Source organism: Paenibacillus sp. CCS19 (assembly GCF_033239625.1).
In the GTDB taxonomy this organism is placed as follows: domain Bacteria; phylum Bacillota; class Bacilli; order Paenibacillales; family Paenibacillaceae; genus Paenibacillus_T.
Map to the genome: position 1 here is coordinate 291,610 of NZ_BTCK01000001.1, position 17,211 is coordinate 308,820.

12 protein-coding genes are annotated in these 17,211 nt (G+C 53.5%); 9 read left to right on the forward strand and 3 right to left on the reverse strand.

Annotation, left to right across the window (positions count from 1 at the left end; all coding sequences use genetic code 11):
- Positions 1-267 precede the first annotated feature (267 nt).
- The 7 genes from argH to SBI19_RS01510 all read left to right on the forward strand — a co-directional run bounded on the left by argH (position 268) and on the right by SBI19_RS01510 (position 11,138).
- Entirely contained in the window at positions 268-1,836 is a 1,569-nt protein-coding gene (gene argH / locus SBI19_RS01480; protein WP_317964423.1) for an argininosuccinate lyase, read from the forward strand.
- A complete protein-coding gene (locus SBI19_RS01485; RefSeq protein WP_317964424.1) occupies positions 1,829-2,779 on the forward strand; it encodes an amidohydrolase family protein in 951 nt (316 codons plus the stop codon). The genes argH and SBI19_RS01485 overlap by 8 nt, the downstream gene beginning before the upstream one ends.
- Complete coding sequence (locus SBI19_RS01490) at positions 2,776-4,149, forward strand: sugar ABC transporter substrate-binding protein (RefSeq protein ID WP_317964425.1); 1,374 nt, start codon at positions 2,776-2,778, stop codon at positions 4,147-4,149. Before SBI19_RS01485 ends, SBI19_RS01490 begins: the two co-directional genes overlap by 4 nt.
- Before the next feature lie 62 nt (positions 4,150-4,211).
- Positions 4,212-5,147: a carbohydrate ABC transporter permease gene (locus tag SBI19_RS01495; RefSeq protein ID WP_317964426.1), complete on the forward strand. Its 936-nt coding sequence runs from the start codon at positions 4,212-4,214 to the stop codon at positions 5,145-5,147.
- Positions 5,148-5,160: 13 nt separating this feature from the next.
- Positions 5,161-6,036 carry a carbohydrate ABC transporter permease gene (locus tag SBI19_RS01500; RefSeq protein ID WP_317964427.1) on the forward strand — a complete coding sequence of 292 codons (876 nt, stop codon included), beginning with the start codon at positions 5,161-5,163 and terminating at the stop codon, positions 6,034-6,036.
- Between the two features lie 327 nt (positions 6,037-6,363).
- Entirely contained in the window at positions 6,364-8,091 is a 1,728-nt protein-coding gene (locus tag SBI19_RS01505; protein ID WP_317964428.1) for an SWIM zinc finger family protein, read from the forward strand.
- Complete coding sequence (locus SBI19_RS01510) at positions 8,088-11,138, forward strand: DEAD/DEAH box helicase (RefSeq protein ID WP_317964429.1); 3,051 nt, start codon at positions 8,088-8,090, stop codon at positions 11,136-11,138. Before SBI19_RS01505 ends, SBI19_RS01510 begins: the two co-directional genes overlap by 4 nt.
- Before the next feature lie 165 nt (positions 11,139-11,303).
- On the opposite strand, the gene SBI19_RS01515 is transcribed toward SBI19_RS01510, so the two are convergent.
- From SBI19_RS01515 to SBI19_RS01525, 3 genes are read right to left on the reverse strand one after another with little or no spacing between them, the layout of a single operon-like run.
- Positions 11,304-12,422 (reverse strand): Ger(x)C family spore germination protein, encoded by a 1,119-nt coding sequence (locus SBI19_RS01515; protein WP_317964430.1) that lies wholly within the window; start codon positions 12,420-12,422, stop codon positions 11,304-11,306.
- Positions 12,419-13,522, reverse strand: a complete 1,104-nt coding sequence (locus tag SBI19_RS01520) for a GerAB/ArcD/ProY family transporter (RefSeq protein ID WP_317964431.1) — start codon at positions 13,520-13,522, stop codon at positions 12,419-12,421. Before SBI19_RS01520 ends, SBI19_RS01515 begins: the two co-directional genes overlap by 4 nt.
- A complete protein-coding gene (locus tag SBI19_RS01525) occupies positions 13,519-15,066 on the reverse strand; it encodes a spore germination protein (protein WP_317964432.1) in 1,548 nt (515 codons plus the stop codon). The genes SBI19_RS01520 and SBI19_RS01525 overlap by 4 nt, the downstream gene beginning before the upstream one ends.
- Positions 15,067-15,329: 263 nt before the next feature.
- Here SBI19_RS01525 and SBI19_RS01530 point away from each other — a divergent pair, with 263 nt between their 5' ends.
- Together SBI19_RS01530 and SBI19_RS01535 are read left to right on the forward strand one after the other, a co-directional pair.
- On the forward strand, positions 15,330-16,502 hold the full coding sequence (locus tag SBI19_RS01530; protein ID WP_317964433.1) for a YhgE/Pip domain-containing protein: 1,173 nt from the start codon (positions 15,330-15,332) through the stop codon (positions 16,500-16,502).
- An 87-nt stretch (positions 16,503-16,589) separates the two neighbouring features.
- The gene (locus tag SBI19_RS01535) at positions 16,590-17,183 is read left to right on the forward strand and encodes a TetR/AcrR family transcriptional regulator (RefSeq protein WP_317964434.1); all 594 of its coding nucleotides are present in this window, start codon (positions 16,590-16,592) and stop codon (positions 17,181-17,183) included.
- Positions 17,184-17,211: the final 28 nt, after the last annotated feature.

A 17,211-nucleotide genomic window follows, 5' to 3' on the forward strand; every position in this document is an offset into this window, starting at 1 on the left:
AGTTGATCTTCTCTTCTACCTAAAATGATATGATAAAAGGTTGTCGTCCCATTACGATCAAAATTCCAAATCCTGCTATAGGAATTATCGATAGAGCTAGCGATTGACACCACGAGAGAGTCAGTGCTACCATGTGATAAATTAAACAATAACAGTTGGAATTGTCGGAATAATTTTCTACCAGATAACTGGAGACCTCATCTCTTTGCAGGGAGGGTCTCCTTTTTGCGTTAGTAAAACAGGAGCATGCAGATAGGAGTGAAGCAAATGCCGGATGCGCAACAACGGCAACGGGAGGAGGGAGACACCTTCCCAGGCCGAACATACGCGGAGGTTGTTCTCAAGCCAGCGTATGAACAGGCCAAGAAGGAGCTGCTTGGACCAATGATTTCGGTCAGCAAGGCGCATCTCATCATGCTCGAAGAGCAAGGACTCGTCGCCGAAGAGGATGCTGCGATCATTACCTGGGCGCTTCAGGAGCTCGATCTGATGAAATTGGAGAACGGCCAATATACGGGCGAGTTTGAGGATCTATTCTTCGAAGTGGAGCATGAACTCGCGCAGTTGGGGGGAGAGACAACAGGTCATCTGCATCTCGCGCGCAGCCGCAACGACATGGGAATCGCGATCTATCGTATCGTGTTAAGGACTAAACTGCTGACTCTTATCGAATCCGCACTAGAACTGCAGGAGCGGCTTATTGGTTTTGCGGAAGAACATGCAGAGACGCTCATGATCGGCTATACGCATACGCAGCAGGCGCAGCCAACGACCGTCGGGCATTATATCGCAGCGGTGTCGGACTCGCTCTCCCGGGATGTCCGTCGTCTGCGGGCTGCTTATGCGAACTGCAACCGGAGCAGCCTCGGCGCTGCAGCGCTAACGACAACAGGCTTCGCGATCAGTCGGGAGCGGACGGCGGAGCTTCTTGGATTCGACGAGACGATCACGAATGCGTACGATGCGGTCAGCGGGGCGGATTACGTCCTCGAGATCGCTTTATCCGTTTCATTGTCCGCCGTGAATCTCGGTCGCTTCGTTCAGGAGCTTCTTCTGTGGTGTACGCAAGAATTCGCAGCTGTGAAGGTGGCAGCGCCTTATGTCCAGATAAGTTCGATCATGCCGCAGAAACGAAACCCGGTGTCGGTCGAGCACCTTCGGTCGCTGCTGTCGAGCTGCGTCGGAGATGCGAACACGGTGCAGAGCATGGTTCACAACACGCCCTTCGGGGACATTGTTGACACTGAAGACGATCTTCAGCCTTACGTTTGGCGAAGTATTCGCACGCTAGTTTCATCTTACCGGCTACTGGCTCGCATCATCGAGACGCTTGAGGTCGATAGGGACGTGTTACGTCGAAGGGCGGAGATGAGCTATGCGACCGTTACAGAACTCGCTGATACGCTAGTGCGCAAAGAAGGACTTGGGTTTCGTACGGCGCATGCCATCGTTGCTGAATTGGTACATACAGCGGTTTCCGATGGCCTTACCGTGAGAGAGCTTACGGTAAGTGGACTTAACGAGGCCGCTAGGAGCATCATTGGAAGGCCGTTGTCGCTGACTGCTGAAGAACTGCAACAAGCGCTTGATCCGGAGCACTTCGTCCGTATCCGTTCGGTTCTCGGCGGGCCAAGTCCAGGAGAGCTAAGGAGAGCGTTAGCGGTGCAAACTTCTGCACATAGGCAAGCGGAAGTATGGACGGAGCAGACGAGAGCCCAGATCGATACCAAGATCAAGCTGCTGGATCAGATCTTAACCGAGCGGCGCAACCGATCGTACGATCCCTTAGGGGAAGACGCCGACCTGTCGGCTAAAGGAGGAAGGAACGGTGTTTAGATCCGGATTTCAAGTGTTCGATATACACGGGCATTTGCCTTACAACTATCCGAAATCATTCGAGAAGCATGATCGAATTACTGATTATGGCCGCGAGCGTTCGCAGCGGATGCGGCTGACATGGGACCTTAGGACGGAGGAAGTCGATCCCGAACATGCCAATCGTTCACTCGTCGAGCGATGGAAGGACGAACTCGACCGTTACGGCATCGGGGGACTTAACTTTCTAACGGGTTGGACGAACGATGAGTTGGCGCAGCAGATCGCTGCTTATCCGGATATCTTCACTGGATTTGCCTCGCATCCGATCGAACGTCCGGATGCCGCTCCAGAATTGAAACGCGCTGTAGATGAGCTTGGACTTCGGGGCTACAAGCTATTCGGCCCGCTCACGCCGATCTCGTTCGATGACGAATCACTAATACCGGTGTGGAACTTACTCGCTGAACGCGGTTTGCCTATCCTTATCCACTTTGGTCTCCTGGGACATGCGGGAGGGATCGTGTCGCATCCGAATATCAGCCCGCTCGCCATCTTCAATGTCGCCCGTCGGTATCCTGACATTCCGTTTATCATTCCACACTTCGGCTGCGGTTACTTCCAGGAGCTGCTCCATCTGTGCTGGAGCTGTCCGAACGTCTACGTCGACACGTCCGGCTCGAATCAATGGGTCCGTTGGATGCCATACGAGCTGACGCTTGAGACGTTGTTCCGTAAAACCTACGAGTTGATCGGACCGGAGCGAATCATCTACGGCTCAGACTCGATGGGATTTCCAAGAGGTTACAATTACCGCTATCTGCAGGATCAAATCCGCGTTGTACGCGACCTTCGCTTCTCTGAATCGGAGATCGAAGCCATCTTCGGCAACAATGCGAGAAAGCTGCTTCGATTGGATCCTTCTAACCCCCTAAACGAAACCAAGGAGTTGACCCGTTCATGAATCGTATCCACAATATCGCTAAGCCATTATCGCTGCTCGCAGTCGTATCTTTGCTCTTGACCGCTTGCGGTGGGAATAATTCCGATAGAACTGACAAATCTACCTCTTCAGCCTCTACACCTGCAGCCACGGATTCTCCAACCGAAACGACGGCAGCCTCCAGTGATTCGCAGGAGAAGGTGACAATCGAATATTGGCAGTACGAATATCCGTCCAAAGTCGAGCTTATTAACGAGTTGATCAACAAATTCGAAGAGCAGAACCCGAACATTACCGTCAAGCAAACGAACTTCCCTTACGATCAATATAACGAGAAGGTAGCGACGCTCGTACCGGCGGGCAAAGGACCTGACGTCATCAACTTGTACTATGGCTGGCTGCCGAAGTATGTCTCCTCCGGCTTCCTGCAACCGCTGCCCGAATCGGGCTTCCCGGCGTCGGACATCGCGAACAAGTACTACCCGCTCGTCAATGCATCGAAGATCGACGGCTCTTACTGGGCGATTCCGACCGCCGTACGCACGCTTGCCGTATTCTACAACAAGGATTTGTTCGCAAAGGCGAATATCACTGAGCCTCCCGCTACGTGGGAGGAACTGGTAGAGGACAGCGTGAAGCTGACGGAGAAGGATTCCAACGGGCAATTCGTCGTCGAAGGATTGGCATGGGAGCCAGGCGCGCAGCTTCACCACTGGTATCGCGACGGGCTGCTGCCGCAGGCAGGAGGCCAAGACCTCAGTGAAGACCGGCGCAAGCTTCTATGGGCGGACACACCTGCAGGACTGGAGGCATTCCAGTACCTGATAGATTTCGCAGTCAAGCACAAGGTCGGAACGACGGGCGTCTTCACCGATGATGTTACAGCCTTCAAGACGGGGCACGCCGCAATCAATATCGACGGTTCCTTCCGTCTTGGCTCCTTGGCCAAGGACGCACCGGATCTCAATTACGGGATTGCGCCGTTACCGTCCTATAAGAGCAGCTCTGCGCCTTCCTCATACTGGGCGAACGCGATTCCGGCTGGCGTCACTGGCGTGAAGCTCGACGCCTCAATTAAGTTCCTTCAGTTCCTGACGAGCAAGGAAGTTCAAGAACAATGGGTGGATAAGGTTGGCGAACTTCCGGCTCAGAAGGAAGTCGCCACGCAGGACAAATACTTGAATGACGAGAAGCTTGGGCCGTTTATTCGACAGCTCGATAACAGCAAGGCACACTTCTTCATCGACGAGACCGGAGAGAGGACGTTGTTCGTCGATGCCGTGAATGAAGTTCTTCTCAACAAGGTTCCCGTCGAGACGGCGTTCAAAGATCTCGTCGCCAAGACGCAGAAGCTCTATGACGACTATTGGGCCAAAGTTGACAAGAAGTAAGCAAGAGAGGGGTGCCGGGGTGATCCGGCGCCTGCTTGTCTATGAGGGAGGCAAGATACCGAATGATCACGACCACGACACGAGGCCGCGCAGCCGAAGGGAGAAAGCTTCTCTCGTTGCGATTGAACTATCGCACTCAGCGTTATCTTTTTATCTATCTGATGCTGGGCATACCGCTGCTTTATTTTGTACTGACCCGGCTGTTTCCTATCTTGTATTCGTTCAACATCAGCTTCCGCGAATGGGATGTTCTCTCGCCAGAGAAGCCATTCGTTGGATTGGACAATTATTCAAGCTTGCTCGCAGACGAGGCGTTCCGCAAGTCGCTTACGAATACGTTCTTATATGTCGTTGTGGGCATTCCCGGACAGTTGGCTGTCGGGCTGTCCGCAGCGCTGCTGCTGCATAACGTGAAGCGGCTTCGCAGCTTCTTCCGGACGGTGTACTTCATCCCGTATATCACGAGCGTCGTCGCGGTGAGCTGGATATTCCGCTGGCTTCTCATGCCGAACGGTTGGATTAACGGACAGCTGCTAAGCCTGGGCTTTCATGCGCAGCCGTTTCTCCAATCTCCGGATCAAGCGCCATACGTCATCGCCTTGTCGATGATTTGGCAGAGCGTCGGATTTCAGATGTTAATCTTCTTGACCGGATTGGAAGGCATTCCGAAGATGTATCACGAAGCCGCTCATATAGACGGCGCCAATGCATGGCATAGGTTTCGCTATGTCACGTTGCCGCTGCTCAATCCGATCATTCTGTTCTCTGCCGTCATCGCCGGCATCAACTATCTGCAGTCGTTCTCGCATATCGTCAGCATGACCCAAGACGGAGGCCCGCTTAATTCGACTCGAACGCTCGTCTATCATATCTACAAACTAGCGTTCAAGAATTTCGACATGGGGAGCGCTTCGGCTGCGACTGTCGTTCTGTTCATCATCATTCTTGCGTTCACGCTTCTGCAGCTAAGAATATTAAATCGCAAAATTGAATACTGAGAGGAGGCTCGATATGAATTTGAACACAGAACCAGTACGATTTTCCGTCAAAAGGAGGTTAAGCCGCTCTTACGCGATTGGAGCAGGGGTGCTTCTTCGTTATTTGCTTCTTTTTGCGGGAGTCGCCGTGACACTGTTTCCGTTCCTATGGATGGCAGCCTCCTCATTCAAGGAGCCCAAGGATTTGTTCGATCTAAGCCTGATCCCGTCGCCTGCCACTTGGAACAACTATGGAGATTTGTTCGTCAAAGCACCTTTCGGGCGATGGATCTCCAACACGGCAGGCGTCGCAGTCGTATCGACGATGTCGGTACTGTTCTTCGATACGGTCGTGGGGTATGTGCTCGCTAAGTTCGATTTTCCTGGAAGAAACGTTATCTTCGTCTTGATTATTAGCACATTGATGGTCCCTACCGAGATGCTCATCATCCCCTGGTACTTGCTCGCGTCGAAGTTAGGCCTGTCGGACACATATGCCGGTTTGCTGCTGCCTGGCCTTATTTCCGCCTTCGGGATCTTCCTCATGCGCCAGTTTATGGAGTCGCTGCCCTCGGAACTTCTTGATGCGGCGCGCATCGACGGATTGAACGAGTGGAAGGTATTCGCCTCCATAGCGGTTCCGCTCATGAAGCCGGCATTAGCGACGCTTGCGATCTTAAGCTTCATCTCGAGCTGGAATCAATTTATATGGCCGTTCATCGTACTGCAGACGGAGAGCAAATATACACTCCCTGTTGGGATGGTCTATTTCTCTAGCGAAATGAAAGATAACAGCGGTTGGATTCTGATTATGACCGCCGCTACCGTCTCTGTGCTTCCTCTGATTACGATCTTCTTGATTTTCCAGAAACGAATTATTCAAGGCATCGCACTAAGCGGGATGAAGTGAGGAAGCGCAATTATCATTCATTAAAGCTAATCGCCCCGAGATCGGCAGCTTCCTGGTATGGATAGAACCTTTAGAAGTAGTAGTAGGTATGTGGAATGACAAGACATTTATACAATGGAAGTCGCATAAACGGCGACTTCTTTTTGCATTGTGGTTGGGCTGTGAGTATAGGCTGATACCGGGCTGCAGTCACTATGAGATCGTTTCTTCTCGATTTGAAAGTCTCCGGCCATGGTACCTTGTTACAGGTCCCGCGGGTGGAAGAGATGGTATAATAGAGCGTGAAGCTTTAAAAATACTGACGACGCAACCGGGAGTCAACGGATTATGGATATGGATTATATGCTGGATGACGGCGCGTGGCGGCTCCTATTGGAAGGCGTCGCCGCGCGTTTCGACGAACTGACGATCATACGAGGGTTTCAATACTATAAACAGGGACGGGTCGAAGAGTTAGCGCTCCGCGACGACGGCGTGCACGTGGACGCGCGTGTCAAGGACAACCGGATGTACGACGTCGCCGTCGATCTGGACGATCTCGCGGCGCGCGAATGCAACTGTTCCGCGAACCGCGCCTGCACGCACATGGCAGCCGCCCTGATGCGATATGCGGAGCTATGCGGCCGGCCGATCCAGGCGCTCGCCAACGCGCGCACCGCCTTGAAGAGCGCGGCCGCCGGCGTCAAGCCTGGCGCAGCGTTGGACGGCGGCCGCGGCGTTGCCCGCGCTGGTGCCGAAGAAGCCGCCTCGGAGACTTCGTCCCGGACGGGCAGTGGCGATATCGCGAACCGGGGAGCTGCGCCGACAGCCCCTTGGCGCGATCGGCCGACCTTGACGGAGGCGGAGCTGACTGAGCTTACTGTGGCGAAGTGGCATGAACGGTTCCAGGCTCGCCGCGGACCGATGCACTTGCACATTCGCACGGCGCAGGAGGCCAATGAGCTGCTCGCTGACCTGCAAGCGATGCGGCCCGAGCTGCCCTGGGCGCTGGAGCAGCTGTTCACGCTCCACGCGTTGCTGTTTGTGCTGGAACAGATAACCAAACCGACCCAGGCGGACTGGCGCCAATCGGGCCTGTTCAAGGGCTACCATACGCAGCTGGCGCTGGACGGGCTTCGCGCCAAGGCGCAGAGCCTGCTCGAGGACAAGCTCGCGATGGCAGACGAAAGCTCCATATACTGGGAGCGGCTAATGGAGACGGTAGTTTTTCTCCGCGAGCGCATGCTGACCGAGGATAAGACGCTCGGCTGCTTCTCGGCGCTTTATGCTTCGATGTGGCTGAGCTGGCTCGGCCCAGACTCTGCCGGAAGCGCCGCGCTCTACGAGTTAGAGATGCGCCAGCTGCAAGAGGCAGAAGCGGCGCTCGGCCCGTCCTTGTCGCGGCTGCCGTGGACGCTATCGCTATGTCTGCTGCTGCTCTACCTGTCTCGCGACGCGGAAGCGCGGGCGCTGCTCGCGCAGGCCGGACGAAAGCTGATGCTGAGGCTGGAGCATCTCGCACCACTGCTTGGCGTTCTCGAGCGCGCGGAGCAATGGGCGCTGCTGCGCGACTGGCTCGAGGAGTCCGGACCGCTGCTCGCCGGCTTCCGCGGCGAAGACTTGGCACCCTACGGCGACTATTGGGCCGTGGTCGTAGAGAAACTGCCTGAGGCGGAGCCGGCAATGTGGCGCACGCTCCAGGCGATGCTGCCGTTCTCGCGGTCCGTCTATGAGGATGCGCTGGCGGCACTCGGCAGGTGGGATCGGTGGATCGACCTGCAGATGTGCATGGGCCAGGATCCGTTGTCATTCCGCGCGACCGCGCTGAAGCCCATAGAGAAGGAAGCACCGGAGCTGCTTCTGCCCTTCTACCATCAGGCGGTGGAACGGTATGTACTGCAGAAGAACCGCGATGGCTACAAAAGTGCGGTGAAGCTGCTGAAGCGGCTCGCCAAGCTTTATGCGCGCCTGAAGAAAGGCGAGCGATGGGAGCAGTTTATCGACATGTTCGCGAGCCGAAACAGCCGGCTGAGGGCGCTGCAGGAAGAACTGCGCAAAGGAGGACTGCTGTCATGAACGCATACGCCGATACACTTACGATTCAAGCGAGTCTGACCGAACGTGGCGATGCGCTCATATTCGGTGCGGATGCGTCCGGCTACGCGCCGGGGCTGCTCGTCAAGCAGCGGCTGTTCGCTCGGCACGAGCCGTCGTTTTACGGCACGGAGCTTGAGATCGAGAAGCTGAGGGACGAGCTGGAGCTTGTCGTACTGCCGGCGGAGATGGTCGTGCCGTTCTTCGCCGATCCCGGGCTGCTGCCGATGCACGTGACTTGGCAGCTTGAAGGCGACGCTGCGCGGCTCGCCGCGTTCGCACCGGCGCTGAATCGCGGCATCACGGAGCGAAGATTCGTCCCGAGTTTCGAAGCCTACAAGGTCGGCAAACTGAGATGGACGTGGGAGGAAGAGGCGCTCGACGCGAAGACCCGCCGGGCGCTGCGCGCGCTCTCTGGCGGCGGTATGGATGACTCAGGCGTCTGGAATGAAGTGACCGAGGACGAGGGAGGGGCGGATGCCGTCTTTCTGGCCGGCCTCGGAGCTGCGTTCTCCGCGGCGGTGTTCCAGAGCCATTACGGCACGGAAGCTGCCGCAGCCGACCTGCGCCGCGACTTCCCGCTGCTGTTCGCGCATGATCGCGCCGCCGCGGCCGCGGGCCTCGATGAGCGCGGATGGCTCGTCGCTGCCGGCTGGAAGGCGGACACGCTTCCGTTCCGGCCGCTGCTGCAGCTGCTGGAGCCGGAGGACGCCGAATCCGATGGTTGGCGCCTTGCGCTAATGCTGCAGGACAAGCTCGAACCAGCGAAACTTGCGCCTGTTCGGCTGGCCGCGAATGGAGAAGCCTACGGGACATGGCCCTCCGACTGGACCCCGCACGTGCGCGAGCGCTCCGCGGCCTGGCTCGCGCATCTGCGAGCGAGCTTGCCGGAGGACCGGCTGTCCGGTAGTCCCGCGGACGTGCTGAACGCACCGCTGTTGAACGACGATGCGTGGCGGTTCTTGACCGCGGACAGCCAGCGGCTTATAGCCTCCGGCTGGCAAGTGCTGCTGCCCGGATGGTGGGAGGAGGCAAGCCGCAAGAAGCCGCGCCTCCGCGCGAAGGTCCGCCCCGGCGAAGGCGATGGGGAAGGAAACCGGACGGGTGGCGGGCGGTCCTTCTTCGGTCTCGACGCGCTGATCGAATTCGACTGGAGGCTGTCTATTGGCGAGGTTGACCTCAGCGAGGAGGAATTTCGCGAGCTGGTCGCCCGCGGCGAACGGCTTGTGCGATTCCGCGACCTATGGGTACCGCTCGATCCGGCCCTGCTAGCGCAGATACGCAAAGCGATGGCGGGCGTCGATCACCGGCGGGGCTTGTCCTTCCAGGATGTACTGAAGATGCACCTGCACCGCAATCGCGGCGACAGCATGCCGGCTTCCGCGGGCGAGAATGGTTTAAGCGGCGCTGTGGACAACGGCGAAGAAGACGTCGAGCTGGAGGTGGACGTGGAGCTCAACGCTCACCTGACGACAGTTATGGGGCAGTTGACGCAGCAGACGGACTGGCCGTCAATCCCCGTGCCGCCGACGCTGCGAGCGGAGCTGCGCAGCTACCAACAAGCTGGGTTCTCATGGCTGGCGTTTCTGCGCCGGTTCGGGATCGGCGCCGTGCTGGCCGACGATATGGGGCTAGGCAAGACGATTCAGTTCATCACGTACTTGCTGCACGTCGCTGAAGAAGCCGCCGCTAGCGGAGGACGCCGTCCCGCCCTGTTGATCTGTCCGACTTCTGTGCTCGGCAACTGGCAGAAGGAAGTACGCCGCTTCGCACCGTCCCTGCGCATCATGCTCCACTACGGCGGCAAGCGTCTCAGCGGCGGTGCATTCTACGAGGAAGCGGCGGGAGCTGATCTCGTGCTGACCTCGTATGCGACGTCGACGCTAGACCAAGAGCTGCTTGGCGGGTATACGTGGTCAGCGATCTGCCTCGATGAGGCGCAGAACATCAAGAACGCCGGAACGAAGCAGGCCATCGCGGTCAAGAGCTTCCCCGCGCGGCATCGCATCGCGCTAACGGGCACGCCGATCGAGAACAAGCTCGCGGAGCTGTGGTCGATCTACGATTTTACCAATCCGGGTTACCTCGGCACCGCCCGTGTTTTCGCCGAACGGTTTAGCCAAGCCATTGAACGTGAGCGCGATCATAACCGTACGCAGGAGCTGCAGCGGCTCGTGAAGCCGTTCATGCTTCGGCGCAAGAAGAAGGATCCGAACATCATGCTGGATTTGCCGGACAAGAACGAAATGAAGACGTACATCAATCTCACCGGCGAGCAGAGCGCGCTCTACGAGCAGACGGTGAAGGAGCTGATGGACGAGGTCAAGAAGTTGGAAGGCATTCAGCGCAAAGCCGCGATCCTCTCCGCGTTGACTCGGCTGAAGCAGCTGTGCGACCATCCTGTGCTGTTCACCAAGGAAGCTGTGCCGGTGCCTGAAGACGAGCGCGAGGAAGCCGCCGAATCGGCGATGCTCATTGGCCGCTCTGCCAAGCTCGAACGGCTGCTCGACCTCGTGAAGGAGCTCCGCGATGAGGGTGAGCGGTGTCTGATCTTCACCCAGTACATCGGCATGGGCGAATTGTTGCAGCGGGTGATCTCCCGGGAACTTGGTGAGCCTGTCCTGTACCTGCATGGCGGCTCGTCCAAGACGGCGCGCGACCGAATGATCGAGCAGTTCCAGTCGCAGGAGCTGCCTGCGGCGGAGCAACCTAATGTATTCATATTGTCGATCAAGGCCGGCGGCGTCGGGCTCAACCTGACCGCCGCGAACCATGTATTCCACTTCGACCGCTGGTGGAACCCCGCCGTGGAGAACCAGGCGACGGACCGCGCCTACCGGATGGGCCAGACGCGCGATGTGCAGGTGCACAAATTCATCTCGCTTGGCACGTTGGAGGAGCGGATCGACGAGATGCTCGAGAGTAAGCAGCAACTGAGCGATGACGTCATCACGAGCTCGGAAGGGTGGATCACGGAGTTGTCGACGGAAGCGCTGCGCGACTTGTTCACGCTGCGGAGAGACTGGTAGGAATAGCTGCTCGCGAGGGAAAGCTAGAAAGCGATAATTACCATTTGTTATTTGCATCAAACGAAGCCCAATGGTGACCATTGGGCTTCGTAGCATGTTTTTGACGGAATAGGGTCAAGATTTCCCGATAACAAGGCTATTGCTCTGCTCATTCAGATCGAAGGCTTATTTGATGGTACCCATTGAGTTGATTTTGATACTCACATTGCATTTTATATCCGCGTGCGAGAAGGCATCTCCCCAATTGTCCTCATTTGACTTGAAATGACGATACTGATGAGCCCTTGCATAAATACCGAACCCTACGGGATCTATTTGGTGCTTCTGAAACTTACGAATCAGCTTTTCCAATTGATTCTGCATCTGTTGAGACATTTTTCTCTCAAGAATATCTGCATGCTCCTGGATATCGAAAGTGAACAATTGTTCGGTCATGGCTGCTGACACCTTCATCCGGATCAGGAAATGAAAACGGTCACCGGAATAGGACGATTTTATTTTAGTCTTAATGTCCCGGACGCTAAAGCTAACCTTATCTAAGGAAAAGAAGTCGGAGTTCGGCTCTCCAGGGATCGAGAAGGAAAGCGAAACTCCTTTCGTCGCATCTTTCTTCAAAAGATTCATTAACACGCTTTCTTGATATCCGATGGAAGTTGCATATTTCCCTTTATGCGTTAATAAAGCTGTTCCTGATAGTCGAAAGCTGTCCTGTTTAGCGTCGTAGCTTACTTCGCTTAAACTAGGGGTAAGCGCTTCTTCAAAAATTTGCCGATGCATGTCTTGTACGGTGGTAAGTACAGTTGTTCCTCGTTTGCTCTTGGAATCAATCATCCCGCGCAATAGAACAGGAAGGGGCGGCTGCTTATCCGTCTTAACGGTAAACATTTCCTCAAGGGGACCATTGAACGCAACCATCCGGTCAAGCACGGTGTTTCGTGCATCCCTGAACACGACATCCAGAATTTTAAACCAGTTCTCGTGATGAAGGAGTTTGCGACCAACGACGTAAACCTGATAGTTTCTTCCCTCTAGGGCTCCCGACGTATAAGCATCCTGGATGCTTCTTGATTCGCGAAGACTCGATACCGGAATATTGTATTGCTGTTCTTCACTATGCTTCTCCCCGAATACTGGATTGGATACATAGAACCGAAGCTGATTGTGTTCATCCAGATCAATGCCCGCAGCTAGCGGTACTGCAGCTTCTTCTAAATTAACCTTATCTCCGCACCCTCCAACAATCAGAGCCATTAAGAGCAAGGTTCCCCTGATTATTGTCTTCATCCTAGCTGTTCCTCTCTATGTACTTTCTCTCTGATCAATAGATAAATCCAAATCACAATCGGGAGGATATATTCCATCACAATTCCGATATTGGTCATCGTCTGCTCCAGCCAGACACTTTGGTTGAATGTCGGAATATAGATGTATGTTTCGATCCCTATAACGGCTAGGAGGGCGATCAAGTACTTTTGTTCTCTAGCGCCATTCGTTGTCCACCGTAGGCAATAGGCTGTAAAGTAAAGACAAGGGACCCAACAGAGGGAATATATGCCGATGAAGAGCGAGATGAATATAATTTCAATTCGCTCAACGAATTTGAATTGAATCGTCTTAAGTACAGAAATGACGGGCTGATTCACTTCGACCATCTCGCTTGGGCTGAAATAAATAAAGCAAACTAGCGTAATAAGCAGATTGATGATCAGCGTAATGGTATTAGCAAGCATTATCCCGGCGCCAGCATGCTTCTTATGCGTTAAATGAGGATACAGGAAGAAGGCTGCTATAAAGCCCAAATAGGCAAAAAGAACACTAGGGATTGCGGATAGGATCGGTGTCCAGCCTTCCTTCACCAAAGGAATAATGTTTAACCATTGACCTTCCTTAAGAGGCAGTAAATATATAAAAGGAAGCCAGAACAGAAAATAGAAGATCGCTTCGGCATATCTTCCGAGCATATTCGTCCCTTCCTTCGCGACGATGTAGGTTGGGATGAACAACAGCAGCAAAACGATAAAGGGTGACGTATTCTGCAAGAGCCACACCCGGATAATTAACAGCGTTCGGAGTAGTCCGATATAGGCCATCCCTGCAAGATAAACTGCTAAGGATAGAGCTAAGATTCGTGTAAGCAATCTTCCTAGTTTTGTTTTCAGCAAATCGAGGATGGTGCCGTCAGGACTTCTCCTCATGATATTGATAACCAACAGGCTTGGGATGGTTGTAATCAAGTAGCCGATTACAATAGTGATCCAGCCATCCGTTCCGGCAAAACGTGATACCTCTCTCGGTGTCGACAGGATCGCAATGCCGATTTGGATGCCAGCAATGGTAAATACATATTGAAGGAAAGATATGGGAGTCTTAACGGATTGGTTCAATGGCTCTCATCCTCTCTCGGGTGGCCGGTATCGCCTTGTCTGGTGTCTTGCTGCGCGTTCGAGCTGGTTGGACGATTCTTCATTAACCAAATCGGTATCCGCACCAGCGTATCTTTCCAATCCCGGAATCGCACGGGTCCGAATGGCGTGCTGTAAGGTACGCCAAGGGATTTAAGAGACAGCAGGTGAGCGATCAAAGTCAATAGTCCGACGACTATCCCCACAAATCCGAAAATAGAAGCGAAAAGCATCATGGCGAACCGAACTAACCGAACCGCCGCACCCATATCGTAGTTGGGCAAGATGAATGAAGATATTGCGGTAAAAGCAACGACGACGACCATGATATTGCTTATAAGGCCGGCTTGTACGATAGCCTGACCAATAACGATGCCTCCTACGATGCCGACCGTTTGTCCGACCGGTGCGGGTAGACGGACGCCTGCCTCACGTAACATCTCTAGCGTAAGTTCCATGAAGACAGCCTCCATGTAAGGAGGGAAGGGGACTTTTGCTCTCGATTGGCCAATCGTCGACAAAAGCTTCATCGGAATGACCTCGAAGTGAAACGATACGACCGCGATGTAGATCGCGGGTAATAGAATGGCGATGAAAAACGCGAGCAGCCTCAGCATGCGAATGAAAGTTGCGATCGTCCATCGCGTGCTGTAGTCGTCGACACTCTGGAAGAAGGAAATAAAGTTAACAGGGCCGACCAGCGCACTTGGCGAACGATCCACCACTATGACGAATTTGCCTTGAAGAATCTGAGATGAGGCAGCGTCCGGGCGTTCGGTCAATATGAATTGAGGGAAAGGCGAGAGAGGTGAATCTTCGATTAGCTCCGCCAATTCTCCTGTATTAATGACGGCATCAATGTCTAACTGGCTTAATCTTTCTTCTAGCACATGAAGGGTTTGAACATTCGCAACGTCAGCTAAATATAGAATGGAAAGTTTGGTCTGACTTCTGGCCCCGATCGTGAACTCTTTAATTTTGAGCTCGCGATTTGGAATGTAACGTCGGATTAATGCAACATTGGCGCCACCTGTTTCGACGAAGCCCTGATGTGCTCCTTTCAGCGAAGTTTCTAATTGGGGGTCCTCTATCGCACGCTGGGGCCAGCCTTGAGATCCGCAAGCATAGGCGACTTGTTCTCCATCGATGAACAAGATGCTATATCCGGCAAATAGCATGTGCTCCACTTGTCCCCAGTCCTGCAACCGATGGAATTCGCCGATCGTTGCAGGAAAATCATTGTCACCGTTGATTTCGGCCGTTCCTTGTTTAAGTGGGGTAAGGATGTCGCGATTGATTGAATTCTTGTCAGACAAGCCTTCGAGATAAGCAAGAATAGCCTGACGATTGTCCGCCTTCAGAATAAAATGCCGGTTGATCAGGTCCGGCGTATTCGAGAAGATTTCCTTAAGTTTCTCGAAATTATGCTTAAGATCGACTTCGATAGGTTCCGTTCTCGCAGGTTCCGCACGGGTTGTCGCGTCACGATATTTTCGAAATCCTCTCGTTAATGATTTGCTCTCCATACAAGCCACCATCTGTCCCTTAATTTTCCTTATTGTCTCCGCAGAGGAGAAGGCTATTCACAGCTTTAGCGATGAGCAGGGCGAAAGTGAGTCTGAGTGTTGTTGGTGAGGTGCGAAAGTAAGGTGTGAGTCTGAGAGTAGTGGTGTCCTCTCAGACTTTTTATTTGGGTATTGACAGGTAAGGGGACCGATGGTAATTTATTATTCAAACAACAGTTTAAAACGTTTGTTTAAAACGATTGAATGAAATGAGGGTGTTGAAAATGAAAACGGCATTGAGGGCTTATTTGACCAAACCGCAAACGATCGTGGCATTAGTTGTCGCATTGATGGCGCTAACGATTTTCGTCGTATGCTGGATGACTGCTTATGATGGTGTCAGTGATCGGACGGACCGCTTGAAGATTGCTGTAGTGAATGAGGATGGGGAATTCGGCAACCAGTTGATTGAACAGTTCAGAGAAAGCCTGCCTTTCGAAATCATAACGCCAAGTGCAGAGGACGCACGTACGGAATTGGAACGCCGCAAGGTGCATCTCATAATGACGATACCGAGTGAATTCGGCAGCAGCTTGACGACGCCGAATGCGAAAGCAACGATTCATTTTACAGTCAACCAGTCGAATCCACAGATGACGAGAAGTGTGATGGACAGTGTGGTTGCGCGCATAACGCAGCAGTTGAAAGATCATACAACGCAGCAAGGAATACAATCGGTGCTGGAACAGATGAAGATGCCTGAAGAACAAGCGGGGCAGACGTCGCAAGCGCTGCTCTCGAAGGTTGAGGCGCAGACGGAGACGCTTCACCCGATCCAAGGGATGCACAATCAGATGCTTCCAATGATGCTCGTGTTAGGGTCATTCGTAGGTGCGATGCTCATGGCAATGAATCTGCAGCAGGTGACGCTAACGATTGGATCGGCACTGTCGGCGCGGCAGCATTTTGCGGCAAGAGTCGTGCTTAATGTAGGCGGTGCAATTATCATCTCAATCGTTGGCTCAACGCTTATCTATGCGCTTGGCGGACAGATGGAGAGCGGGTTCCTGTTGTTCTGGCTGTTCAGCATGCTGATGCTTCTCACGTTTATGTTCTTCGCACAGCTATTTCTGCTTCTGCTCGGTATGGCCGGCATGTTCATTAATATGATGATGCTTTCTTTGCAGCTGGTTACTTCGGGGACGATCGTACCACGTGAAGTGCTCAGCGGATTCTTCAAGTCGTTGGGTCAATACTTGCCTGCAACATATGCGGTAGATGGATTGTTCAACCTAGCCTTCGGCGGGATTCATACGTGGGATGATGCAGCGATTCTATTCCTCATTCTCGTGATCAGTGCAGCGCTCGGCTTCATCCTTATTCAATTGAGAATGAAGAAACAACCCGCAGCAATAGAAGTGCAAACCGCAGTATCCCAAGAAACAGTGACTAACTGATGCAGCGGTTTAATCAAACGTTTGAACAATACTGAGCTGCATGTTAAGCTTTTCCATATACCTAATTGGGCAGAGGGAGTATGACGGATGGAGCAGGATGTCAAGCAGCGCATCTTACTAGCGGCTAAGGAACTGTTCGCGGTACAAGGGTTTGATGGCACGACGATTCGGCAAATATGCGACAAAGCAAATGCGAATATTTCGCTCGTTTCCTACTATTTTGGCGGGAAGGATAAGGTGTTTCAGCATATCTTCGAGACGTTCTTTCCTGGCACAAGGATGGAGCAGGCTGAGTTATTAAATCGCGACCCGTTGACAGGCCTGCAATTTCTAATGGATCAGATTATCTCGATGAGCTTCGAGGACTATCATTTGAGCTTGATCATCGATCAAGAGTTGATCTTGCATTCCACTCGCACCGATATTGTACGATCATATGTACAGCCAGTGTGGGCGAAACTGGAGGAGCTGCTGCTGCGGGGCAGGGAGCAAGGCGTGTTTCACTTTGAGTCGCTTGCTCATACGCTGCTCATCATTCGAGGCATAAGTCTTTCTGCCAAAATCGACCTGAAGACAAACGCGCATGCTCCTGCTAAGACGCAGGAAGAGATTACGCAGATTAAACAAACTGCAATGCATTTTATTATGAGCGGGTTGAAGGTGAGTCGACAAGTTAAATAAACGCAAAACAAGCACGAACAAGATTCCG

Excerpts from the sequence above, each read along its gene's own strand:
- argH (WP_317964423.1), top strand. The coding sequence starts at position 268 with ATGCCGGATGCGCAACAACGGCAACGGGAGGAGGGAGACACCTTCCCA.
- SBI19_RS01490 (WP_317964425.1), top strand. The coding sequence starts at position 2,776 with ATGAATCGTATCCACAATATCGCTAAGCCATTATCGCTGCTCGCAGTC.
- SBI19_RS01495 (WP_317964426.1), top strand. The coding sequence starts at position 4,212 with ATGATCACGACCACGACACGAGGCCGCGCAGCCGAAGGGAGAAAGCTT.
- SBI19_RS01500 (WP_317964427.1), top strand. The coding sequence starts at position 5,161 with ATGAATTTGAACACAGAACCAGTACGATTTTCCGTCAAAAGGAGGTTA.
- SBI19_RS01505 (WP_317964428.1), top strand. The coding sequence starts at position 6,364 with ATGGATATGGATTATATGCTGGATGACGGCGCGTGGCGGCTCCTATTG.
- SBI19_RS01510 (WP_317964429.1), top strand. The coding sequence starts at position 8,088 with ATGAACGCATACGCCGATACACTTACGATTCAAGCGAGTCTGACCGAA.
- SBI19_RS01515 (WP_317964430.1), bottom strand. The coding sequence starts at position 12,422 with ATGAAGACAATAATCAGGGGAACCTTGCTCTTAATGGCTCTGATTGTT.
- SBI19_RS01525 (WP_317964432.1), bottom strand. The coding sequence starts at position 15,066 with ATGGAGAGCAAATCATTAACGAGAGGATTTCGAAAATATCGTGACGCG.
- SBI19_RS01530 (WP_317964433.1), top strand. The coding sequence starts at position 15,330 with ATGAAAACGGCATTGAGGGCTTATTTGACCAAACCGCAAACGATCGTG.
- SBI19_RS01535 (WP_317964434.1), top strand. The coding sequence starts at position 16,590 with ATGGAGCAGGATGTCAAGCAGCGCATCTTACTAGCGGCTAAGGAACTG.